Annotated in this window: 21 protein-coding genes; 3 read left to right on the top strand and 18 right to left on the bottom strand. The window is 64.3% G+C overall.

What is annotated here, in order from left to right:
• The 4 genes from BM222_RS41725 to BM222_RS34435 form a co-directional block, all read right to left on the bottom strand.
• The coding region (locus BM222_RS41725; RefSeq protein WP_210188534.1) for a hypothetical protein at window positions 1–185 on the bottom strand (185 nt) is incomplete at its 3' end.
• Window positions 186–343: 158 nt separating this feature from the next.
• The gene (locus tag BM222_RS34445; protein ID WP_092238732.1) at window positions 344–1,351 is read right to left on the bottom strand and encodes an Hsp33 family molecular chaperone; all 1,008 of its coding nucleotides are present in this window, start codon (window positions 1,349–1,351) and stop codon (window positions 344–346) included.
• Window positions 1,352–1,428: 77 nt separating this feature from the next.
• Window positions 1,429–2,352: an ornithine carbamoyltransferase gene (gene argF, locus BM222_RS34440; RefSeq protein ID WP_092238729.1), complete on the bottom strand. Its 924-nt coding sequence runs from the start codon at window positions 2,350–2,352 to the stop codon at window positions 1,429–1,431.
• Window positions 2,352–3,554, bottom strand: coding sequence for an aspartate aminotransferase family protein (locus BM222_RS34435; RefSeq protein WP_177243629.1), 1,203 nt, complete (start codon window positions 3,552–3,554; stop codon window positions 2,352–2,354). The genes argF and BM222_RS34435 overlap by 1 nt, the downstream gene beginning before the upstream one ends.
• Before the next feature lie 453 nt (window positions 3,555–4,007).
• Between BM222_RS34435 and BM222_RS34430 the strand changes: the two genes are divergently transcribed.
• Entirely contained in the window at window positions 4,008–4,520 is a 513-nt protein-coding gene (locus BM222_RS34430) for a GcrA family cell cycle regulator (protein WP_092238750.1), read from the top strand.
• A 101-nt stretch (window positions 4,521–4,621) separates the two neighbouring features.
• Here the strand turns inward: BM222_RS34430 and phoB are convergent, their stop codons facing one another.
• The 12 genes from phoB to BM222_RS34370 all read right to left on the bottom strand — a co-directional run bounded on the left by phoB (window position 4,622) and on the right by BM222_RS34370 (window position 16,195).
• Window positions 4,622–5,329: a phosphate regulon transcriptional regulator PhoB gene (gene phoB / locus BM222_RS34425; protein ID WP_092238727.1), complete on the bottom strand. Its 708-nt coding sequence runs from the start codon at window positions 5,327–5,329 to the stop codon at window positions 4,622–4,624.
• 22 nt (window positions 5,330–5,351) lie between these two features.
• Window positions 5,352–6,068: a phosphate signaling complex protein PhoU gene (gene phoU, locus BM222_RS34420; protein ID WP_092238724.1), complete on the bottom strand. Its 717-nt coding sequence runs from the start codon at window positions 6,066–6,068 to the stop codon at window positions 5,352–5,354.
• 11 nt (window positions 6,069–6,079) lie between these two features.
• A complete protein-coding gene (gene pstB, locus BM222_RS34415; protein WP_092238721.1) occupies window positions 6,080–6,904 on the bottom strand; it encodes a phosphate ABC transporter ATP-binding protein PstB in 825 nt (274 codons plus the stop codon).
• The gene (gene pstA, locus BM222_RS34410) at window positions 6,901–7,746 is read right to left on the bottom strand and encodes a phosphate ABC transporter permease PstA (RefSeq protein WP_092238720.1); all 846 of its coding nucleotides are present in this window, start codon (window positions 7,744–7,746) and stop codon (window positions 6,901–6,903) included. The genes pstB and pstA overlap by 4 nt, the downstream gene beginning before the upstream one ends.
• 1 nt (window position 7,747) lies before the next feature.
• Entirely contained in the window at window positions 7,748–8,737 is a 990-nt protein-coding gene (gene pstC, locus BM222_RS34405; RefSeq protein WP_177243631.1) for a phosphate ABC transporter permease subunit PstC, read from the bottom strand.
• Between the two features lie 149 nt (window positions 8,738–8,886).
• Window positions 8,887–9,900, bottom strand: coding sequence for a phosphate ABC transporter substrate-binding protein PstS (gene pstS / locus BM222_RS34400; protein WP_092238746.1), 1,014 nt, complete (start codon window positions 9,898–9,900; stop codon window positions 8,887–8,889).
• A gap of 151 nt (window positions 9,901–10,051) precedes the next feature.
• Window positions 10,052–11,344, bottom strand: coding sequence for an ATP-binding protein (locus BM222_RS34395; RefSeq protein ID WP_092238714.1), 1,293 nt, complete (start codon window positions 11,342–11,344; stop codon window positions 10,052–10,054).
• A 28-nt stretch (window positions 11,345–11,372) separates the two neighbouring features.
• Entirely contained in the window at window positions 11,373–12,431 is a 1,059-nt protein-coding gene (locus BM222_RS34390; protein WP_092238709.1) for a putative bifunctional lysylphosphatidylglycerol flippase/synthetase, read from the bottom strand.
• Between the two features lie 482 nt (window positions 12,432–12,913).
• A complete protein-coding gene (locus BM222_RS34385; RefSeq protein ID WP_092238706.1) occupies window positions 12,914–13,813 on the bottom strand; it encodes a haloalkane dehalogenase in 900 nt (299 codons plus the stop codon).
• Window positions 13,810–14,400 (bottom strand): TetR/AcrR family transcriptional regulator, encoded by a 591-nt coding sequence (locus BM222_RS34380; protein WP_177243630.1) that lies wholly within the window; start codon window positions 14,398–14,400, stop codon window positions 13,810–13,812. Before BM222_RS34380 ends, BM222_RS34385 begins: the two co-directional genes overlap by 4 nt.
• Window positions 14,401–14,501: 101 nt before the next feature.
• Window positions 14,502–14,798 (bottom strand): hypothetical protein, encoded by a 297-nt coding sequence (locus BM222_RS34375; protein ID WP_177243628.1) that lies wholly within the window; start codon window positions 14,796–14,798, stop codon window positions 14,502–14,504.
• A 2-nt stretch (window positions 14,799–14,800) separates the two neighbouring features.
• Window positions 14,801–16,195, bottom strand: coding sequence for an OmpA family protein (locus tag BM222_RS34370; RefSeq protein WP_092238697.1), 1,395 nt, complete (start codon window positions 16,193–16,195; stop codon window positions 14,801–14,803).
• Window positions 16,196–16,360: 165 nt separating this feature from the next.
• Between BM222_RS34370 and BM222_RS34365 the strand changes: the two genes are divergently transcribed.
• Both BM222_RS34365 and BM222_RS34360 read left to right on the top strand, forming a co-directional pair.
• Window positions 16,361–17,419, top strand: a complete 1,059-nt coding sequence (locus tag BM222_RS34365; protein WP_092238694.1) for a polysaccharide deacetylase family protein — start codon at window positions 16,361–16,363, stop codon at window positions 17,417–17,419.
• 69 nt (window positions 17,420–17,488) lie between these two features.
• Entirely contained in the window at window positions 17,489–18,289 is an 801-nt protein-coding gene (locus BM222_RS34360) for an SDR family oxidoreductase (RefSeq protein WP_092238691.1), read from the top strand.
• Between the two features lie 177 nt (window positions 18,290–18,466).
• Here BM222_RS34360 and boxB read toward each other — a convergent pair whose 3' ends face one another.
• Both boxB and boxC read right to left on the bottom strand, forming a co-directional pair.
• The gene (boxB, locus tag BM222_RS34355) at window positions 18,467–19,918 is read right to left on the bottom strand and encodes a benzoyl-CoA 2,3-epoxidase subunit BoxB (RefSeq protein ID WP_092238687.1); all 1,452 of its coding nucleotides are present in this window, start codon (window positions 19,916–19,918) and stop codon (window positions 18,467–18,469) included.
• A 125-nt stretch (window positions 19,919–20,043) separates the two neighbouring features.
• Complete coding sequence (gene boxC, locus BM222_RS34350) at window positions 20,044–21,732, bottom strand: 2,3-epoxybenzoyl-CoA dihydrolase (protein WP_092238684.1); 1,689 nt, start codon at window positions 21,730–21,732, stop codon at window positions 20,044–20,046.
• Window positions 21,733–21,760 lie beyond the last annotated feature (28 nt).

Raw genomic sequence — 21,760 nt, 5'->3', positions numbered from 1 at the left:
GCCGCCTCGATGCGGCGACGGTGCTCGAGACCTTGCGCGAGGCACCGCTGTTCGTGGCGACCGGCACGACGGAGGCCGCTTGCGCGCATATCCGCAGCCTTGCGGCACGTCTGCACCTGGTCAATCAGCAGATCAAGGAGGCGCAACAGAGTCTGGACCACCTCTGCGCCAAGCTCGAAGCGCACGAAGACCCGCCGGGGCAGAGCTTCGAGCAGTGTGACGTGACGATCCTTCGCTCCTGGCCAGGAATCGGCAGGATCAATCTCGCCACACTGCTCGCCGAGGCCACAGAGCCTCTACGCAGACGAGACTATCACGCCTTGCGCGCCTCCGAGGCCGACACCTACGCGTCCTCGACGCCCGCTTCATCAGGCGTGAACTCGTACACCGACGAGCAGAACTCGCAGGTTACGACGACCTTGTCGTCCTTGACCATGGCGGAGCGGTCGTCCGCTGAAAAGCTCTTCAGCATCGACGCAACCGCGTCGCGCGAGCAGGAGCATTGCGCTTTCAGGACCATCGGGTTGAACACGCGCACGCCGCGTTCGTGGAAGAGGCGGTAGAGCAGCCGCTCGCCGGAGAGATCGGGATCGATCAGCTCGACATCCTCGACCGTTTCCATCAGCGAGCGGGCCTCGACCCAGGCATCGTCCTCGGCGATGCTGTGCACCTCGGCGCCCTCAGGCGCATCGCCCGGATGCAAATCCGCCTGCCGCGCCCGCTCCGGCGCCTTCGGCAGGAATTGCATCAGCATACCGCCGGCGCGCCAGCGATGCTTGCCGCCGTCGCTCGAGCGCCACTCCTCGCCGACCGCGAGACGCACGCGCGTCGGGATCTGCTCGGAGCGCAGGAAATATTCGTGTGCGGCATCTTCCAGGCTGCCGCCGTCGAGCGCGACCAGACCCTGGTAGCGGCTCATGTCGGGCCCCTGGTCAATAGTCATGGCGAGATGACCGCGGCCGAGCAGCGTCCCGGAATCCTTGGCATTGCCGAGGCGCTCGGCATCGAAGCGCGCATAGGCGCGCAGACGATCGGGCGCCTGATAGTCCACCACCAGGAACGACACGGGACCGTCGGTTTGGGCCTGAAGGATGAAGCGGCCCTCGAATTTCAGCGCCGAGCCGAGCAACGTCGTCAGGACGATGGCCTCGCCGAGCAGCTTGCCGACGGGTGCCGGATAATCGTGCTTGGTCAGGATCTCGTCGAGCGCGGGACCAAGCCGCACCAGGCGGCCGCGCACGTCGAGCGCGTCGACCTCGTAGGGCAGCACGGCGTCATCGATCGGAACCGCTGATGGCGCGCGAACCGGGCCTTCGGGCCCGGTTTTCATGTCAGGGGATTGGGAAACCATGGCGCTCTATCTGGGGTCGGTCGATGCAAAATGAAAGAGGCACGCCCGCATTCCGGCCCCACCGGCCTAGGAGAGGATCACTTCACCGCGTCAAAGCACCAGGCCAAAATGCCCTTCTGCGCGTGCAGGCGGTTTTCGGCCTCGTCGAACACGACCGATTGCGGGCCGTCGATCACCTCGTCGGTGACCTCCTCGCCGCGATGGGCCGGCAGGCAGTGCATGAACAGCGCGTCGGGCTTGGCCAGCGACATCAGCTTGGAATTGACCTGGTAGGGCTTGAGCACGTTGTGGCGGTGCTCGCCCTCCTTGTCGCCCATCGACACCCAGGTGTCGGTGACGACACAATCGGCGCCCTTGACCGCGGCTTCGGGATCGGTGCCGAGCACGATCGGCGCACCCGTGGACTTGATGAAGTCGCGCATCGCCTTTTTCGGCGCGAGCTCAGGCGGGGTCGCGACATTGAGCTGGAACTTGAAGCGCTCGGCGGCGTGGGCCCAGGACGCCAGCACATTGTTGTCGTCGCCGGTCCAGGCCACGGTACGCCCTTCGATCGGGCCGCGATGCTCCTCATAGGTCATGAGGTCGGCCATGACCTGGCACGGGTGCGAGCGCCGCGTCAGGCCGTTGATGACGGGTACGGTCGCGTTCGCCGCGAGCTCCAGCAGGGCCTCGTGATTGAGGATGCGGATCATGATGGCGTCGACATAGCGCGACAGCACGCGCGCGGTGTCGGCAATGGTCTCGCCGCGGCCGAGTTGCATCTCGGCACCTGTGAGCATGATGGGTTCGCCGCCGAGCTGGCGCATGGCGACGTCGAATGAGACGCGGGTGCGGGTCGAGGGGCGCTCGAAGATCATCGCCAGCGTCTTGCCTTCGAGCGGTTTGACCGGCTGGTGCGCCTTCTGCTTCGCCTTCATGGCGGAAGAAGCCGCGAGCATGCTCTTGAGCTCCGACAGCGGCAGCTCGTTGATGTCGAGGAAGTGCTTGGGATTCTTGCTCATCAGCTTGCCGCCCGCTTGTTAGCCGACAACGCCGTGCAGGCGCGTTCGAGCCTGGCGACGCTGTCCTCGATCTCGGCTTCGGTGACGATCAGGGGCGGCAGGAAGCGTACGACATTGTCGCCGGCGCCGACGGTGAGCAGTTTTTCGTTGCGCAAAGCCGCAACCAGATCGCCTGATGGCACCACGGCCTTGATGCCGATCAAGAGCCCCTCGCCGCGGACTTCGCTGACGATATCGGGGTGACGGTCGATCACGGAAGCGAGTTTTTGCTTCAAGAGCAGCGACATCTTCTGCACGTGGTCGAAGAAGCCGGGCTTGAGCATGACGTCGAGCACGGCGTTTGCAGCCGCAATCGCCAGCGGATTGCCGCCGAAGGTCGAGCCGTGCGAGCCGGGTCCCATGCCGGAGGCTGCATCCGCCGTTGCCAGCACCGCGCCGATCGGGAAGCCACCGCCGAGCGCCTTGGCGAGCGACATCACGTCAGGCCTGACGCCGGTGCGCCGATGGGCAAACAGGTCGCCGGTGCGGCCCATACCGGTCTGCACCTCGTCGAAGGCGAGCAGCAAGCCCTTCTCGTCGCAGAGCTGACGCAGCGCCTTGAGGAAAGACGGTGTCGCAGAGCGCACGCCGCCCTCACCCTGGATCGGCTCGATCAGGATGCCGGCGGTGTGTGGCCCGATCGCCTTCTTCACGGCCTCGATGTCGCCATGCGGCACCTGGTCGAAACCGTCCATCGGCGGCCCGAAGCCTTCGAGGTATTTTGCCGATCCGGTCGCGGCCAGCGTCGCCAGCGTGCGGCCATGGAAAGCACCTTCGAAGGTGACGATGCGGTAGCGCTCGGGATGGCCCTTGGAGAAGTGATGATGGCGGACCAGCTTGATCACGCCCTCCAGCGCCTCGGCGCCGGAATTGCAGAAGAACACGAAGTCGGCAAAACTCTCGTTGCACAGACGCGCGGCGAGCTTCTCGCCATCCGGGCTCTGGAACAGGTTCGACATGTGCCAGAGCTTGGTGGCCTGCTCCTGCAACGCCTTGACCAGCGCGGGATGGGCATGTCCAAGCGCATTCACGGCGACGCCCGAGGTGAAATCGAGATACCGATCGCCATTGGTTGCGATCAACCAGACGCCTTCACCGCGCTCAAAACCGAGATCGGCCCTGGCGAAAACGGGGAGCAAATGCGGCGCTGCGCTGTTGGTCATGACGGCCACTTGAATGTTGCGGACGGCGTGGGCGTGCATTGCGCAACGCACCATTGACCGGCCTGAAAACGAAACGTGCCGCCTTTTAAGGGCGGCACGCGTCACTATTTTAGGCTTGGTGAAACCGGTGTCAATGCCGCCCGAAAGCCTCGCGAAATGCTGAATCCGTAGTCTTGCGGTGGCGATTTTGCGGGATATCAGCCACGGAACATGTGGAAGCGAGTCGCCGGACTCTTGCGCGTGAGTCACGCCATATTGTAGCGTTCGGCTTGTCAGATACGACATCTCGTGCAGCTGTTCTGATCCCAAAAGTCCTCTCGTACCGGCGTAAACGTTCGGGCGTCTCATGGCGCCCGGCGAGCCTTAAGGGATTCTGACGGCACGGGTTTTTCGAAGCTTACGCATTCGTCGTGCGGCCCCAGGATGGCGGCGCGCGGTGAAGGAAAGGGTGCAATGACCGTTTTGACCTGGTCCGACGATCGCGTCGAACAGCTGAAAAAGCTCTGGGAGGCCGGACTTTCGGCCAGCCAGATTGCCGCGGAGCTTGGGAATGTCACCCGTAACGCCGTGATCGGTAAGGTGCACAGGCTCGGCCTGTCCGGCCGCGCCAAGAGCCCGTCTTCGGCAGCTCCGCGGCCGCGCAAGGCGCGTCCCGCGCAGCACATGATGCGCGTGAGCCGCCCGATCTCGCGCGGCAACACCGCGCTCGCCCAGGCCTTCGAGGTCGAGGTCGAGGCTGAACCTGTGACCTACGACAACGTGGTGCCGATGAGCCAGCGGCTGTCGCTGCTCGAATTGAACGAGGCCACCTGCCACTGGCCCGTCGGCGATCCGTCGAGCGCGGACTTCTTCTTCTGCGGCGGCAAGGCCCTCTCCGGCCTGCCCTATTGCGCCCAGCACTCGCGGGTCGCGTATCAGCCGGCGGCCGATCGTCGCCGCGCGCCTGCGAAGCCGGGTCCGCGCTGAGCATAGCTCCAGGCGACATCGTCCCGGTACCGGCCGCGACGACCGAGACATAAAAAGCGCGCCACAGGGCGCGCTTTTTATTTTGCGTGCTTGTCACGTGCTCAGGCCTGCTCGGCCTTCGCGAAGCGGTCGTCGAGCGCGTAGCCGGCGCCACGGACGGTGCGGATCGGGTCCTGCTCGCGGCCGAGATTGAGGAGCTTGCGCAGGCGGCCGATATGCACGTCGACGGTACGCTCGTCGATATAGATGTCGCGGCCCCAGACGCTGTCGAGCAGCTGCTCGCGCGAGAACACGCGGCCGGGATGCTCCAGGAAGAACTCCAGCAGGCGATATTCGGTCGGGCCGAGGTCGATCGGCCGGCCCGAGCGCGCCACGCGACGCTTTTCTCGGTCGAGCTCGATGTCGCCGAAAGCCAGCACGGTTGCGAGCCGCTCGGGGCTTGCACGCCGCAGCAGTCCTTTCACCCGCGCCAACAGCTCGGGCACGGAGAACGGCTTGACGATGTAATCGTCGGCGCCGGTGGCGAGGCCCCTGACACGCTCGCTCTCCTCGCCGCGCGCGGTGAGCATGATGATCGGCAGCTGCTTGGTCTCGGACCGCGTCCGCAACCGGCGGCACAGCTCGATGCCGGACAGGCCCGGCAGCATCCAGTCGAGCACGATCAGATCGGGAATGTGCTCCTTGAGACGGGTGTCGGCGTCGTCGCCGCGCATCACCGTCTCGACGTCATAGCCGTCGCCTTCGAGATTGTAGCGAAGCAGCTCGGTGAGAGCCTCTTCGTCTTCAACCACCATAATGCGTGCGCCCATGGGGTCGTCGCTCCTTGAGGAATCAGGTGTTGGGGACGGTGGTCGCGAAGGTCGTCATGTCGCCCTTCGGTCGCTTGTCGGTGATGGCCTGGCCTTCGATCATGTAGAACACGGTTTCGGCAATGTTGGTGGCGTGGTCGCCGATCCGCTCGATGTTCTTGGCGCAGAACATCAGATGGATGCAGAACGAGATGTTGCGCGGATCCTCCATCATGTAGGTGAGGAGTTCGCGGAACAGCGAGGTGCAGATGGCATCGACCTCCTCGTCGCCCTTCCACACCGCCATCGCCGCGGGCAGATCATGCGCGGCATAGGCGTCCAGCACCGACTTGACCTGTTGCTGCACGAGGTCGGTCATGTGCTCGAGGCCACGGAACAGCTTGAGCGGATGGAAATCCGTCTCCAGTGCCGCGACGCGTTTGCCCATGTTCTTGGCGAGGTCGCCGATCCGCTCGAGATCGGTCGCGACGCGCATGGCGCCGACGATCTCGCGCAGATCGATCGCCATCGGCTGGCGGCGGGCGATGGTGAGCACGGCGTGCTCCTCGATTCGCCTTTGGAGCGCGTCGATTTCGGCGTCGGTGATGACGACGCGCTGGCCGAGCGCGACGTCACGACGGATCAGCGCGTCGACGGAATCGACGATCATCCGCTCGGCGAGGCCGCCCATTTCCGCGACCGACCGGGTGAGCTCCTGGAGGTCGGTATCGAAAGCCTTTGCGGTATGTTCAGAACCCATGTCCCGTCTCCTCAGCCGAACCGGCCGGTAATGTAATCCTGCGTGCGCCGGTCGGTCGGCGACGTGAAGATCTTGCTGGTGTCGTCGAACTCGATCAACTCGCCGAGATACATGAAGGCGGTCTTGTCGGAGACGCGCGCCGCCTGCTGCATGTTGTGGGTGACAATCGCGATCGTGTAGTTCTCGGACAGTTCCTGGATCAGCTCCTCGACCTTGGCGGTCGAGATCGGGTCGAGCGCCGAGCAGGGCTCGTCGAACAGGATCACCTCGGGCCGTACGGCGACGGTGCGCGCGATGCAGAGGCGCTGCTGCTGGCCGCCGGAGAGCGAGAGGCCGGATGCGTTGAGCTTGTCCTTGACCTCGTTCCACAGCGCGCCGCCGCGCAGCGCCTTCTCGACACGGTCGTCCATCTCGGACTTCGAGATCTTCTCGTAGAGACGGATGCCGAAGGCGATGTTCTCGTAGATCGTCATCGGAAACGGCGTCGGCTTCTGGAACACCATGCCGACGCGCGCGCGCAGCAGATTGAGGTCCAGCTTGGGGTCCAGGATGTTGGTCTGGTCCAGCATCAGCTGACCGGTGACGCGCTGACCCGGATAGAGATCGTACATCCGGTTGAAGATGCGCAGCAGGGTCGACTTGCCGCAGCCGGACGGGCCGATGAAGGCCGTGACGCGGTTGGTGCCGAGCGCCAGATTGATGTTCTTCAGCGCGTGGTGCTCGCCGTAATAGAAGTTGAGATTGCGCACCGTCACCTTGGCCGGAGCTTCGGGCAGCGGCTGCTGGGCATGCGGGAGCCCGCCGGAGGCGCTCATCGATACGGAAAGGTCACTCATTTTGCGGTCCTCTCGGCGCCGAGAATGCGCGCGCCAATGTTCAGGGCAAGCACGGTCAACGTAATCAGCAGCGCACCGCTCCAGGCGAGTTGCTTCCAATAGGCGTACGGGCTCTGGACGAAGTTGTTGATGGTCACGGGCAGGTTCGCCATCGTCTTGTTCAGGCCGAGGCTGAAGAACTGGTTCGACAGCGCGGTGAAGAGCAATGGCGCGGTTTCGCCGGCGACACGGGCGGTCGCGAGCAGCACGCCGGTAATGAGACCCGAGCGGGCCGCGCGATAGGCGATCCGCTTGATCACCAGCGAGCGCGGCAGGCCGAGCGCCGAGGCCGCTTCACGCAACGCGTTCGGCACCAGCAGCAGCATGTCCTCGGTCGTCCGCAGCACCACCGGGATCACGATGACGGCCAAAGCGAGCGAGCCTGCGATCGCCGAGAAGCCGCGCATCGGCACCACCACGGCGCCATAGATGAACAGGCCGATGATGATCGAGGGCGCCGACAGCAGGATGTCGTTGATGAAGCGGATCACCGAGGTCAGCTTGTCGTTGCGACCGTACTCGGCGAGATAGGTGCCGGCGAACAGGCCGAGCGGCGCGCCGATGCCGACGCCGATCACGGTCATGATCAGCGAACCGACGATGGCGTTGCGCAGGCCGCCTTCGGTCGAGCCCGGCGGCGGCGTGTCGGCGACGAACAGTTCGAGGTTGAGGCCCGCCAACCCGTTGTAAAGCAGCGTCATCAGGATCAGCGCGAGCCAGGTCACGCCGAAGGCGGCGGCTGCGATGCAGAGCGTGCGGACGAGGATGTCCTTGCGGCGGCGGCGTGCATAAATCGGGTTCATGTTACTTCCCCGCCTTCCTTTCCAGACGCAGCAGCATCAGCCGGGCGCCGGCGAGCACGAAGAACGTCAGCACGAACAGCAGCAGGCCGAGCAGGATCAGGCCGGACTGGTGCAGCCCGTCGCTCTCGGCGAATTCGGAGGCGATCGCCGCCGAGATCGTCGTGCCCGGCGCGAAGATCGACGACGAGATGCGGAACGAGTTGCCGATGATGAAGGTGACCGCCATGGTCTCGCCGAGCGCGCGGCCCAGCGCCAGCATGACGCCGCCGATGATGCCGACGCGGGTATAGGGAATGACCACGCTGCGCACCACTTCCCAGGTGGTGCAGCCGACGCCATAGGCAGCTTCCTTCAGCACCGGAGGCACCGTCTTGAACACGTCGACCGAGATCGATGTGATGAAGGGCAGCACCATGATCGCGAGGATCAGCGCGGCGTTGAACAGGCTGAGATAGGACGGCGGACCTGCGAAGATCGCGCCGAGCACGGGGACGCCGTCGAACATCTTGATCATGAAGGGCTGGAAGGTGTTGGCCAGGAACGGGCCCAGCACGAAGAAGCCCCACATGCCGTAGATGATCGAGGGAATGCCGGCGAGCAGCTCGATCGCCATGCCGATCGGGCGGCGCAGCCATTGCGGGCAGAGCTCGGTCAGGAAGATCGCAATGCCGAGACCGACCGGAATGGCGATCAGCATCGCTATGAAGGAGGTGACGAGCGTGCCGTACATCGGTCCGAGCGCGCCGAGCACGGGTGGATCCGCCGAGGGCGCCCAGCGCTGCGTCCAAAGGAACGCGAAGCCGTACTCCTTCATCGCCGGCACGGCGCCGATGATCAGCGAAACGATGATGCCGCCGAGAATGAGAAGCACCGAAATCGCGCTGAGCCGCGTAATCCAGTAGAAGGTAACATCGCCGAGCTTGAACGCGCTCAAGGCCTTGGCGCGATCGTATGGTCCGGCGTCGTCGATTACATCGCTCTGAACGGCCATTTCTGCCACGCCGATCCCCTGTGCCAAGTCATATACGCTTTTTGATGGTCTCGCGCCCCGGACTCGGCACGAGGCCTATCCGGGGCAGACAAGTCGTGAGGTCGGCAATGCGGCCGCAGCAGGCCGCACTGCCTCCGAGAGCAAAGAGCTTAGCTCTTGATGTCGGCTGACCAGGTCTTCTCGATCAGCTTCACGACGTTCTCGGGCATCGGGATGTAGTCGAGCTCCTCCGCAGACTTCGCACCCTTTTCAAAGGCGAACTGGAAGAACTTCAGCGCTTCCTGCGACGCGGCCTTGTCGGTCGCTTCCTTGTGCATCAGCACGAAGGTCGTCGCGACGATCGGCCAGGACTTGTCGCCGGGCTGGTCGGTGAGGATCAGGTAGTAGCCCGGAGCGCTGGTCCAGTCGGCGTTGGACGCGGCAGCCTGGAACGACTCGTTGGTCGGGTCGACGGTCTTGCCGGCCTTGTTGACCATCTTGGTGTAGGTCAGCTTGTTCTGCTTGGCGTAGGCGTATTCGACATAGCCGATCGAGTTCTTGGTCTGGGCGATATTTCCGGCAACGCCCTCGTTGCCCTTGGCGCCGACGCCAACGGGCCACTCGACGGCGGTGCCTTCACCGACCTTGCTCTTCCAATCGGCGCTGGCCTTGGAGAGGTAGTTGGTGAAGTTGAAGGTGGTGCCCGAACCGTCCGCGCGGTGAACGACCGAGATCGCTTCCGACGGCAGCTTGGCGCTCGGGTTCAGCTTCTTGATCGCAGCGTCGTCCCACTTGGTGATCTTGCCGACGAAGATGTCGGCGAGGGTGGCGCCGTCGAGGACGAGATCGCCGGCCTTCACGCCTTCAACGTTCACGACCGGAACGATGCCGCCCATGACCATCGGCCACTGAGCGAAGCCGTCCTTCTGGAGCTGATCCGCCTTCAAGGGAGCGTCGGTCGCGCCGAAGGTCACGGTCTTGGCCTGGATCTGCTTGATGCCGGCACCAGAACCGATCGACTGGTAGTTCACGCCATTGCCCGTCTCCTTCTTGTAGGCATCGGCCCATTTGGAGAGGACGGGGAAAATGAAGGTCGAGCCGGCACCGGTGATGTCTGCGGCGAAGGCCGTCGTCGTCGTTGCGGCGACCAAGCCGGCAGCGACGATCGTTTTGATGAATTTCATGCTGGTCTCCATACAGGGGAGCGAAGCGCCCATCAGCGCCCGATCGCGCTCCCCGCGCCGCCCCTTTAGGAGCGGTCGGCTGAGCTTTTACGAAGCTTTCATGACAGTCGGATGACACAATCAAGCGCTTGAAATCGCTTGATTTTCTTGTCTAGACGAAAGTCTTGGCCTGGGGAAAACAGGCGGTGAAAGTGGCGCCCTGGTTGGGCACGCTTTCGATCAAAAGACGGCCGCGGTGACGATTTAGAATGTGTTTCACCAGGGATAGTCCCAGTCCTGTTCCGCCCTGCAAGCGGCTGTCGCCGACATCGACCCGATAGAACCGCTCGGTCAGGCGCGGCAGGTGCTCGGGTGCGATGCCGGGGCCGAAGTCGCGGACCATGACCCGGATTTCCTGAGTTCCATCGGCACCCGAGGGAGCGGTCAACGACACGATGACGCGCCCGCCGGAGGCACCGTATTTGAGCGCGTTCTCGATCAAATTCTCGAACAAGCGGAGCAGTTCCTCCCGGTCGCCGGCGATCATGACCGGGGTGTCAGGCAGATGGGTCTCGACCTCGACCTGACGTTCCCGCGCCAGCGGCTCGAGCCCGTCGGCGACCTGGAAGATGATCGGCAGCAGATCGACCAGGGTGTCGGGCCGCACGTGGGCCGACAGCTCCACCCGCGACAGCGACAGGAGATCGTCGATCAGGCGCGCCATGCGGGTCGCCTGATTGTGCATGATGCCGAGGAAGCGCTCGCGCGCCTTGGGGTCGTCCTTGGCCTGGCCCTGCAACGTATCGATGAAGCCGGACAGCGCCGCCAGCGGCGTGCGCAATTCATGGCTGGCATTGGCGACGAAGTCGGCACGCATCTCCTCGACCCGGCGCAACGGCGTCTGGTCGTGGAACGTCATCAGCATGCATTTGTCGGCGCCGCCGAAATTGGTCGGCACCGGCACCGGAGTGATGATCAGCTCCATCCAGCGATCGACGGGCACGTGGTCGAGATAGGTCGCGCGCCGCGGCTCGGTGGTCGCAATGGACTCGCGCAGCGCGGTGATGATCTCCGGCGAGCGCAACGCGAACTGGGCCAGCTCGTTCTTGCGCAGCGCCGGCGCGAGCTGGGCGGCGGCGGCATTGAGATGGATGACGCGGCCGGCGCGGTCGAGCAGCACGGCAGGATCAGGCATGCCCGCGACGACGGCGGCCACGGCCGCGCTCTCGACCGGATTGACCCGCCTGACGTCGTCGCGCGAGGCTGCGGTATCATGCAGGCGCCAGGGGATCAGCGCGGCAGCCGCGATGCACAGGAACACCGCCGCGGCCCGGATCGCCGACAATTCGCCGAGCGAGACCACCACCGACAACGCCAGCGCCGCGGCAATCAGGATGACGGTCGAGTGCCGCAACCGGTCGGACCAGGGCTGCGCGGGGGGAGACGAGGGAGCGTCGATCGCCATCGGGGCGGGCTTCTCCTTGTTGCGCCGGTCAGGCGCCGCTGCCGTCGCGACGCTCTCTCACATAGGCGGCTTTGGGTGCCGGACCGGGGTCGAGCTTGAGCGCCGCCTGCTGCAAGCGCTTGGACCGCGCACCGATGATAACTTCGCGAAGCGTCAGCAAGATTACAGAGATGACGAAAGGCGACAGATAATAGAGCACCCGGAACAGCAGCATGCCGCCGAGCAGCTCCTCGCGATCCATCTGCCAGAGGCCGACCAGCATGGCGGCGTCGAACACCCCGAGCCCGCCGGGCGAATGACTGGCAAAGCCGAGCAGCGTCGCCGAGACGAAGATGACCGCGACCACCACGAAGCCGAGATTGGGCTCGTCGGGGACCAGCACGTACATCGCGAGCGCGCAGAAGCCGAGATCGATGATGCCGATCGCGATCTGGAGCAGGGTCAGCGGGCCGCCCGGCAGCACCACGGTCCAGGGGCCGCGCCCGACCACCCGGGGCTGGGTCCAGACCCAGACCACATAACCAACCAGCGCCACGATGATCATCATCGCGATCGTCCTGTTGAGCCAGGGCGGCAGCTGATCGATCGCGGCGGCGGCCTCCGGATGATAGGAGATGCCGAGGCCGAGCACGGCGGCATTGCCGAGCCAGAAGGTGAGGCCGGCCAGGAAGCAGATTTTCGCGACGTCGATCGCGTTCAACCCGCTCGCCGAATAGATGCGGTAGCGCACCGCGCCACCGGTGAAGACGCTGGCGCCGACGTTGTGGCCGATCGAATAGCTGGTGAAGGCCGCGAGCGCGTTGATGCGATAAGGCACATGGGAATGGCCGATCGCGCGGACCGCGAACAGATCGTAGAATGTCAGCGTGAAATAGCCCGCGGCAACGAACAAGGCCGCCATCGCGATCTGGCGCGGCTCGGTGCTCTTGATCGCCTCGATCACCTCGTTTTTGTCGATGCCCCGCAGCATGTGGTAAAGCACATAGCAAGCGATCCCGATGACCGCGACGCTGGTCATAACTCCAAGCTTATGCAGGATTTGCTTGTGGCGCAGAAACGTCATCGTCCTGCGTATGGCTTCCAGCATCTAGACCTCGAACAACGCTTCAGCGGCCGGCGAACAGGCGGACGACGCACAGGCATTCAACGAGCCCTCGCCGCCGGCCTCGCGTATGCCCCCCGTCCTTCCACTAGCGCGTTTCGGGGCCGAGTGGAATTCGCCAATGTGAACAAAATCACGTGCCTTCAATATTTTAGGCAGGGTGTGGGCTCCTGATGCACGGTTTGGCGCTTTCGGCGCCAAGCTCGAGGCAAATCTCCATGGCGATCCTGCGCAGAGGCCATGAAGTTTTGATGATTTCGACCGGACAATGTTCCGCCGCGGCTTAAGTCGAAATCAATCTATGGATCGCATCGGCCGGTTGAAAGAGCCGACTGCAGGACGCACGACCGCGTCGCTCATGACGCCTCGCCCCAGATCATCGCGTTGCACTGCGGCATTACAGACGACATCGCGGCCACCCGCCAGGGCGGCCGCGATGCGTATGTTGTTCGGAGGTAGCGCTCTCTTCACGCCGCAAGCTGCGAGCGAACGGCTTCGATGCCTGCGATCCAGCCCGCGACGGAGCGACCGATCGCCTCGGCATGATCCTCCTGAAGGAAGTGCAGTCCGGGGCCGAGATGCACGTGCGCGCAATGCCTCAGCGAGGCCGCGAACCGCTCGGCAAAATCGGGCGAGACAATGGCGCCGGGCGCACCCGAGAACAGCAACTTGGGGTAGGACGATGTGGCCAGCGCGGCATGCGCTGATTGAAGCGTCGCATAGACATCGGCGGGCTCGTTTGCGATCGGCAGTTCGCGTGGAAGCGCAAGAACCGGGCGGCGGCTCTGCGGCGTCGGGAACGGCGCGCGATAGGGCGCCATCTCGTCGTCGCTGAGCTTGCGCACGATGCCGCCCGGCAGCACGCGCTCGACGAACGCGTTGGCCTCGAGGATCATCGCCTCACCCTCGCCCGGCGTCCTGAATTTGCGGAAGGTCTCACGCACAGCCTCGGCCTGGTGAAAGTCCTGCCAGGTCGGCATCGGACGGATGAACTCCATGAAAGCCAACCCGCGCACGATCTCCGGCCGGCGCGCGGCGAGATGGAATGCGAGCGCCGTGCCCCAATCCTGCGCGACCAGATAGGCCGATTTGATGCCGCGTTCGTCGATGAAGGCATCGAGATAGCGGGCAAGATCGAAGAAGCGATAGGCAATATCCGGTTTGTCGGATTGGCCGAAGCCGATGTTGTCCGGCGCGATGCAACGGGCGACCGGTGACACCAGCGGCAAGATGTTGCGCCAGATATGCGAGGAGGTGGGATTGCCGTGCAGGAAGAGCGCGACGGGCGCGTCCTCCGCGCCTGTCTCGCGATAGGCCATGCTGCTTCCGAGGACGGACGCTTTGCGGATCTCGATCTGCTTGGTCATGTCAGCTCCTTGAACACGGTTTGGAATGCGATGGTCTTGAAACGCTCGAGCGCTTTGGGATTGCGGTCGACTTTCATGCGCAGGATCGCGCCCTGCCACGACGCGAGCAGGAAGTCGGCAAGCTCCTCGGGCTCGAAATCGGATGCGATCTCGCCGCTTTCCTGAGCGTCTCGGATGCAGGCGGCGAACGGCGAGCGCCATTCCGCAAAGATCGCCCCAAGGCGCGCGCGCAGCAGTTCGCTGCTGCCAGATGCCTCCAGGCTGAGATCGCCGATCAGGCAGCCGCGACCGTAGCCATCAGCCTCCAGCCGGCCGGTGATGATGTCGAGATAGCGCCTGAGCCGCGCGCGCGGCGTCAGAGAGGCGTCGTCGAGGGCCTCGGCAACCAGCCCCCTGGTCACCTCGAAATAACGGTCGAGCACCTCGGAGGCGAACGCCTCCTTGGAGCGGAAATGGTTGGTGAAGGACCCCTGCGGCGCGCCCGCAGCAGTGGTGACGTCGCGCACGCTGGTGCCGTGATAGCCGGTCCGGAACATGACCTTGAGGCCGGCGTCGAGGATGGCGTCTTTGAGCGAGGGTTTCGGCATGAGGAATATAATACGTACGTACGTATTATTGTCAAGCGCCACCTTGTTTTCTCGACAATGTTGTTGCCGATCAATCCGTTACCGAGCCTTTGAAGGTCAGATCAGCCTGCCGGTTGGCTCCGCGAGACCACCCAATAGCGCAGGCATGCGCCAATGGTGCAGCCGACGAGATAGCAGGTGAACATGATGAGGCCGAGGTCGAGCCAGTAGCCGAAGCGGCCCGGGACCACATGCGCGAACGAGGCCGCGAGCAGGCCTGCAACCAGCACCGCGAGCCAGCGCGCCGTCATCTTCGAGGTGCCGTTGCCGCGCTGGACCACCGAGATCCAGCCCATGCAGAACCCCAGCAGAACCGAGCCGATCAGCCAGCCCATATGGAACGAGACGAGATAGGGCATCGTCACCTCACCAGAAATTCGATGCGGCGGTTTTGCGCCTTGCCATCGTCGGTGTCGTTGGCGGCGACAGGCTGCGTGCTGCCGTAGCCGACCGCAGTGAAGCGGTCAGCCGGCAAGCCGGCCTTGACGAGATAAGCGATCACCGCCTGTGCGCGCTTCTCAGACAGCGCCTGATTGAACGAATCCTCGCCGTCGGAATCAGTGTGGCCCGCCACTTCGATATTGGTGGTCGGGCAACGCAGCGCCGTCTCGATCAGATGATCGAGAATGCCGGCGGAGTCAGGATCGATGTCGGCGCGCTTGGGCGCGAAGCGGATCTTGCCCTTCGCCAAAAGCTCCGAGAACAGTTGCTGGCAGACGGTACCGTCGACCGGACCCGCCGGCGGCTTCACCGTGATTTCGGGCTTGTATTGCCAGTTTTTTGGAAAGTCCTTGCCGAGGCCGGCGCGGATGTCGTTGGCCGCACCCTCGTACAGCGCATCCCCCGACAGCTTCACCTCGCGATCGGACACCACGAGCGTACCGGTCGACAGCCGTGACAGCGCGCCGAGCGCTGCGATCACGGCGGTGTTGAACGAACCGGGCGCACCGACGCTGGCCTTGAGATTATCGACGACCTTCTCAGTGAAGAATTTTCGCGACGCGCTGGTCGCGATCGCGGCGTGCACGGCATTGTCAGGCACGTAGCCGGTCAGCGTCAGGGTGGCCGCGACCGGATCCTTATAGGCCTGGAAAATATAAGGCGGTGCCTTGATCTCGTTGGCGGCGATCGAGAATCCCTCGGGCAGGTTCTTCAGCGCCGCGCCGATCGCCTCGCGGCCGCCGAGGTCGCGCGCCATGCCCGACAGACTGACCTTGGTATCCGATATCGTGATCTTGCCGTCTTTGAGCTTGCCGATCTGGTCGAGCAGCAGCATCGCGGCCGCCTCGAAACGCGGCGGTGCGCCGCGGGCGAGACCCATCTGATCGGCGATCTCGGTCCCGTTGGCCTCTTTTCGCGCGGCCTCTGTGAGGCGCGCCTTTATCGCCGGCAGCGGAGCGGAGCCCGACAGCGTCACTCGCACCACGTCACGCTCGGCGTTCCAGACGAAGGGTTTGGCTTCGGGAGCAAGCCGGGTCTGGTCATCGACCAGCCGCACGCCGGGAACCAGCTCGACCGCCGTGACGGCATCGCGGCGTCCCTCCTCGGAGAAGGCATCGGCAACCAGGCTGATGTCACGGCCGTCGACCGCGATCCGGGTCTTGTCCAGGACGGTGTCCTTTAGCGCGGCCGAACTGCGGGCCGAGAGGTCGGCCTCGACAGGCAAGGTGTTGTTCCAGGCCGCAATTCCCCACATGACGGCCAGGGGAATCAGCCCCGGCCACCATTTGCTGGCCCACCTGAAAAGCATCTGCATTCGACGATCCGAACTCTGGAACCGGAGACAAAACAAACCCTTGGCAGGCTGTCAAACCGGAAATGGGGCCCTTTGCGGGGCCACGCGTGGACAATTGGAATAACTTTTTCTTCAAGGGTCATTCCTTAAAACTGAAGGCGGAATGCCAGGGGCGACCCACCGGTCATGAAACAACTGCGTAACAACGTCATTCGCGCCGGGCTGGGAGCACTCTATTTCAGCGGGGCGCACCATCTGCTGCGCCCGCTGCTGTCGGGCGTCGGCGCCATTTTCATGCTGCACCATGTGCGGCCGGCCCGGGCGGGCGCCTTCCAGCCGAACCGGCATCTCGAGGTCACCCCCGACTTCCTGCGCGCGACGCTGTGCCATTTGCGCTCATGCGAGATCGACATCGTCAGCATGGACGAACTGCACGAGCGGCTGGCGCAGGGCCGCTTCGAGCGCCGCTTCGCCGCCTTCACCCTGGACGATGGCTATCGCGACAACCGGGACCATGCGTTGCCGGTGCTGCGCGAATTTGACGCGCCCGCGACCATCTATGTCGCGAGCGACTTTGCCGAGGGCACGGGTCGATTGTGGTGGACCGCGCTGGAGGCCGTCATCGCCAAGGCCGAGCAGGTCGAGGTGCGGATCGGCCGTTCCGCGCTTCGGCTCGATGCGAGCACGACGGCCGCGAAACAGGCGGCATTCGACCGTCTGCATGATTGGCTGCGCGCGCTGCCGGGCGAGCACGATCTGAAGCGCGAGATCGAAGCTCTCTGCGCCGCGCATGGTGTCGATATGGCAGCCCTGTGTCGCAGCCTTTGCCTGTCCTGGGACGAGGTGAAACAGCTCACGGCCGATCCGCTGGTCACGATCGGCGCACACACCGTCAGCCATTGCAACCTCGCCAAGCAGAGCCAGGAGATCGCCGCGCGGGAGATGGCCGTGAGCCGGGCGCGGATCGAGAACGCGCTGGAGCGCGAGGTGGTGCATCTCGCCTACCCCTATGGCGACCACGAAGCCGCAGGAACGCGCGAATTTGCGCTCGCGGCATCCGCCGGCTTCAAGACCGCGGTGACGACACGGCCCGGCATGCTGTTCGCCGAGAATGCCGGCCACATGACCGCGCTGCCGCGCGTCTCGCTCAACGGAAATTACCAGGATGCGCGCATTCTGCCGGTGCTGACCTCCGGCGCCGCGACCGCGATGTGGAACGGTTTTCGCCGGATCTCGGCGGCTTGATCCGTCTGCCCATTCCTTGACTCCCCTCCCCGCCGCGCTCAAAACGAGCGCCAACTCAAGGGAGGCACCATGTCCAACGATCTATTCTCGCTCAAAGGCCGCATCGCACTCGTGACCGGCGGCTCGCGTGGCATCGGCAAGATGATCGCGGCCGGATTTCTCGGCGCCGGCGCCGCAAAGGTCTACATCACCGCACGCAAGGCAGGACCCTGCGAAGCCACCGCGAAAGAGCTCTCGGGGCGATATGACGGCGAATGCATCGCGCTGCCGATCGACATTTCGACCGTCGAAGGCTGCAACAGGCTCGCTTCCGAAATCATCAGGCTGGAGCCGAAGCTCGACATCCTCGTCAACAATGCGGGCGCGGCCTGGGGCGCGGAGTTCGACGAATTCCCGGAAAGCGGCTGGGACAAGGTGATGGACCTCAACGTCAAGTCGCTGTTCTTCCTGACCAAGGCGCTGGCCAAGCCGCTGCGCGCGGCGGCCTCGCACGCGCGCCCTGCCAAGGTCATCAACATCGCCTCCGTCGACGGCATCTTCGTCAATCCCGGCGAGACCTATTCCTACGCCGCGAGCAAGGCCGCGGTGATTCATCTGACACGGCGCATGGCCACGAAGCTGATCAAGGACAACATCAACGTCACCGCGATCGCGCCGGGCGCGTTCAAGTCCGACATGAACCGCGCCGCACGCGACCACGCAGACGACGTCGCCAAGCGCATTCCCGCGCGCCGCATCGGCACCGACGAGGACATGGCCGGCGTTGCGATCTATCTGGCCTCGCGCGCAGGGGATTATGTGGTCGGCAACACCATCGCGGTCGATGGCGGGGTGGTGTACGCGAATGCGGGGCTGGAGATCGCGGGGTAAGGAAGCGCCTGGCTAACGACTCGCCCTCACCAAACACTCGCTGTCATGCCCCGGCCGACCGGGGCATCCAGTACACCGCGGCCCGTCGGCTCAATCACTTCGGCCTCGGAGTACTGGATCACCCGCTTTCGCGGGTGATGACAGCATTCGCGGTGCAGACGCGTCGAACCGCACCGCTTACGACTCGATCTTCACGTACTCGAAATCGCCCGGCTTGTTGTCGATGCCGACCTTCGGCGGCGAGATCCAGGACGCGAACTTGCCGCTTTCGGTGACGGGCTGCATCAAGGAGGTGATGAAGTCGCCGTCGGCGGTCGAGGGCAGCCAATCGTCTCTGCGCTTGGCCCAGGTGGCATCGTCGATCAGGATGCCCTCGGGCGTCGCATGCACGTCCTTGAACTCGCCGATGTGGCGGTGGAAGGCGACGTTGGGCAATTTGAGCTGGAAGTCGTAGCCGGCAGTCGAGATCACCTTGTTCCAGCGCAGCATGCCCTTGACGCAATCCTGGCTGTAATCGTCGCGCAGGCGCATGTTGAGCGCGGTCAGCGCCGGCTCGTCGACCAGCTTGATCTCACCGTCGACCAACTTCAGCACCGGATAGGTCGAATTCTTGAGCTGGTGATCGTCGTCGATCTGGGTCTCGTGATAGCGGCCCTTGATGCCGGTGTTGAAGGCATTGGCCGCGTTGGTCGAGACTTCCGAGCCGAACAGATCCAGCGACAGCGTGTAGTGCAGGTTCAGCTTCTTCTGGATGGTCGGAAGATCGATCACGCCGAGCGCCCGGACCTTGGCGACGTCGGTGGGATCACTGATGCCCGCCTCCCGCATCGCATCGCAGGTGCGCTGCACGACGCGGGTGATGCCGGTCTCGCCGACGAACATGTGATGCGCTTCCTCGGTCAGCATGAAGCGGCAGGTGCGCGACAGCGGATCGAAGCCCGACTGCGCCAGCGAATGTAGCTGCATCTTGCCGTCGCGGTCGGTGAAGTAGGTGAACATGAAGAAGGACAGCCAGTCCGGCGTCGCCTCGTTGAAGGCGCCGAGCATGCGCGGCGCGTCGGCATCGCCAGAGCGGCGGCGCAGCAAATCGTCGGCCTCCTCGCGACCGTCCCGGCCGAAATATTTCTGGAGCAGATAGACCATCGCCCAGAGGTGACGCCCTTCCTCGACATTGACCTGGAACAAATTGCGCATGTCGTAGAGCGAGGGCGCGGTCTTGCCGAGATGACGCTGTTGCTCGACGGAAGCAGGCTCGGTGTCGCCCTGGATCACGATCAGGCGGCGCAGCATGGCGCGATATTCGCCCGGAACTTCCTGCCAGGCAGGCTCGCCATAATGCTCGCCGAACGGCACGACGCGGTTCTCTTCCTGCGGCGCAAGCAGGATGCCCCAGCGATATTCGGGCATGCGGACATAATCGAACTTGGCCCAGCCGCGCGGATCGACCGAGTAAGCGGTTCGCAGATAAACCAGCGACTCCTGGAAGCCTTCGGGGCCCATGTCGCTCCACCAATCCATGTAGCCGGGATGCCAGCCCTCGAGCGCCTTCAGCACCTGGCGGTCTTCGGCGAGATTCACGTTGTTCGGAATCTTGGTCGAGTAGTCGACGTTCATGATGTTCATGTTCATGTGGCACCTCCCGTGCGGGACTGATTTACGTGATCGCTGTCATCGTCTTCCGGGCTCGCGAGTAGCGAATGGCGAGTAGCGAATTAAGATGCACCATCCGCTATTCGCCACTCCCCATTCGCCCGCTACACCCGCGTCATATCGAATTTCGGCTTCTGGCCGCTGCCGTAGCGGCGCAGCGCGCCCTCCTCGCCGACCGCGTTCGGGCGCTGGAAGATCCAGTTCTGCCAGGCGGTGAGGCGCGCGAAGATTTTTGATTCCATCGTCTCGGGGCCGACGAAGCGCAGGCTCGCTTCCATGCCGGTGAGGCTGTCGGGCGAGAAGCTGGCGCGTTCCTCCAGGAACACGCGCACCTCGTCGTCCCAGTCGATGTCGTCGAGCGCGAAGGTGACGAGGCCAAGTTCTTCAGCCTGCTCGGCGTCGAGAGCGGTGCCGAGCGTGGCTTCCGCGCGCTCCACATCCGCCGGATCGGCCTGGAAACGCGACTCCAGCCGCGTCAGGCCGTGGCTCATCGGATAGGGACCGAAATTCATTGCCGACAATTCGATCGAGGGCGCCGGCTGGTTGTCGCCCTGGCGCGTGCCGATCAGCATGTAGGAGCGGTCGGCGGCGAAGACGAGCTCGGCGAGCGTGCCGGCAAAGCAGGAGCCCGGCTCGACCAACGTCACCAGCGTGCGCGAGGTGAGGTCGATGCGCTTGAGCACGCGCTTCCAGTAGTGGCGGATTTCGTTGACCAGCCAGTGCGCCTTGGTGGCTTCGAGGAAAGCGTCAGATGCCAGCACATGGGCGCGGTCGCCATGGCTCTTGAACACCAGCATCGCGATCTCGAGCTCGTTGATGCGCAGATGCAGGATGGCGTCATCGAGCTCGCGCGCCACCTGCAACGGCCAGAACGAGGCGCCCTGCGCCATCATCCCGTCGATGTCGGCGGGCGGCGCTGTCTCCGGCGCCTTGATCGAGATGGTGGCGACGCGCGCGGTGCGGTCTATGTCGACGGTGACGAAGCCATAGCGGATGCTGGTCTCGCCGATGACGCGCTTCAGCGGAGAGAGCGTGATACCCTTGCCGCTGCCGGCACGCTTCGACTTGCCCGCGAACTCCTTGGCGCGCTCGACGACCTTGGCCTCGAGCCTGGAGTTCGGCGCGATCTCGTCGACGAGGCGCCACTGCACCGCGCGCTTGCCCTTCACGCCCTCTTCGATGGTGCAAAAGAAGTCGGCGTGGTCGCGGCGCACCTTGCGCTTGTCGACGACGCGGGTGAGACCACCCGTGCCAGGGAGCACCGCGAGCAGTGGCACTTCGGGCAGCGCAACGGCAGACGCGCCATCGTCAGCGAGGATGATGTGGTCGGTTGCCAGCGCCAGCTCGTAGCCGCCGCCGGCGGCCGAGCCGTTCACGACGGTGATGAAGCGCTGGCCGGAATTCTCCGACGAGTCTTCCATGCCGTTGCGCGTCTCGTTGGTGAACTTGCAGAAATTCACCTTGTGGGCATGGGTCGAGCCCGCGAGCATGCGAATGTTGGCGCCGGCGCAGAACACGCGGTTCTTGGCCGAGCGCATCACCACGACCTTCACCTCGGGATGCTCGAAGCGCAGCCGCTGGACCACGTCCGCAAGCTCGATGTCGACGCCGAGATCGTAGGAATTGAGCTTGAGCAGATAGCCCTCGAACAGGCCGCCGTTCTCGTCGACGTCCATCGTGAGCGTCGCGACGTCACCCTCGACCGCCAGCTTCCAGTGCTTGTAGCGGGACGGATCGGTCTGGAAATCGATGAATGTTGCGCCGCCTGCGAGGCGCCGATCTTCCCCGGCCATGGGCTACCCTTGAGCTCGTTTTGATTTG

This window comes from Bradyrhizobium sp. Gha (genome assembly GCF_900113735.1).
Lineage (GTDB): Bacteria > Pseudomonadota > Alphaproteobacteria > Rhizobiales > Xanthobacteraceae > Bradyrhizobium.
Note: the sequence above shows the minus strand (reverse complement) of the source record. Positions and strands in the feature narration are given on the sequence as shown.

Excerpts from the sequence above, each read along its gene's own strand:
- BM222_RS34390 (WP_092238709.1), bottom strand. The coding sequence starts at position 12,431 with ATGCTGGAAGCCATACGCAGGACGATGACGTTTCTGCGCCACAAGCAA.
- BM222_RS34370 (WP_092238697.1), bottom strand. The coding sequence starts at position 16,195 with ATGCAGATGCTTTTCAGGTGGGCCAGCAAATGGTGGCCGGGGCTGATT.
- pstB (WP_092238721.1), bottom strand. The coding sequence starts at position 6,904 with ATGAGTGACCTTTCCGTATCGATGAGCGCCTCCGGCGGGCTCCCGCAT.
- BM222_RS34375 (WP_177243628.1), bottom strand. The coding sequence starts at position 14,798 with ATGCCCTATCTCGTCTCGTTCCATATGGGCTGGCTGATCGGCTCGGTT.
- pstS (WP_092238746.1), bottom strand. The coding sequence starts at position 9,900 with ATGAAATTCATCAAAACGATCGTCGCTGCCGGCTTGGTCGCCGCAACG.
- pstC (WP_177243631.1), bottom strand. The coding sequence starts at position 8,737 with ATGGCCGTTCAGAGCGATGTAATCGACGACGCCGGACCATACGATCGC.
- phoB (WP_092238727.1), bottom strand. The coding sequence starts at position 5,329 with ATGGGCGCACGCATTATGGTGGTTGAAGACGAAGAGGCTCTCACCGAG.
- BM222_RS34445 (WP_092238732.1), bottom strand. The coding sequence starts at position 1,351 with ATGGTTTCCCAATCCCCTGACATGAAAACCGGGCCCGAAGGCCCGGTT.
- pstA (WP_092238720.1), bottom strand. The coding sequence starts at position 7,746 with ATGAACCCGATTTATGCACGCCGCCGCCGCAAGGACATCCTCGTCCGC.
- BM222_RS34435 (WP_177243629.1), bottom strand. The coding sequence starts at position 3,554 with ATGACCAACAGCGCAGCGCCGCATTTGCTCCCCGTTTTCGCCAGGGCC.
- argF (WP_092238729.1), bottom strand. The coding sequence starts at position 2,352 with ATGAGCAAGAATCCCAAGCACTTCCTCGACATCAACGAGCTGCCGCTG.
- BM222_RS34380 (WP_177243630.1), bottom strand. The coding sequence starts at position 14,400 with ATGCCGAAACCCTCGCTCAAAGACGCCATCCTCGACGCCGGCCTCAAG.
- BM222_RS34385 (WP_092238706.1), bottom strand. The coding sequence starts at position 13,813 with ATGACCAAGCAGATCGAGATCCGCAAAGCGTCCGTCCTCGGAAGCAGC.
- BM222_RS34430 (WP_092238750.1), top strand. The coding sequence starts at position 4,008 with ATGACCGTTTTGACCTGGTCCGACGATCGCGTCGAACAGCTGAAAAAG.
- BM222_RS34360 (WP_092238691.1), top strand. The coding sequence starts at position 17,489 with ATGTCCAACGATCTATTCTCGCTCAAAGGCCGCATCGCACTCGTGACC.
- phoU (WP_092238724.1), bottom strand. The coding sequence starts at position 6,068 with ATGGGTTCTGAACATACCGCAAAGGCTTTCGATACCGACCTCCAGGAG.
- boxB (WP_092238687.1), bottom strand. The coding sequence starts at position 19,918 with ATGAACATGAACATCATGAACGTCGACTACTCGACCAAGATTCCGAAC.
- boxC (WP_092238684.1), bottom strand. The coding sequence starts at position 21,732 with ATGGCCGGGGAAGATCGGCGCCTCGCAGGCGGCGCAACATTCATCGAT.
- BM222_RS34395 (WP_092238714.1), bottom strand. The coding sequence starts at position 11,344 with ATGGCGATCGACGCTCCCTCGTCTCCCCCCGCGCAGCCCTGGTCCGAC.
- BM222_RS34365 (WP_092238694.1), top strand. The coding sequence starts at position 16,361 with ATGAAACAACTGCGTAACAACGTCATTCGCGCCGGGCTGGGAGCACTC.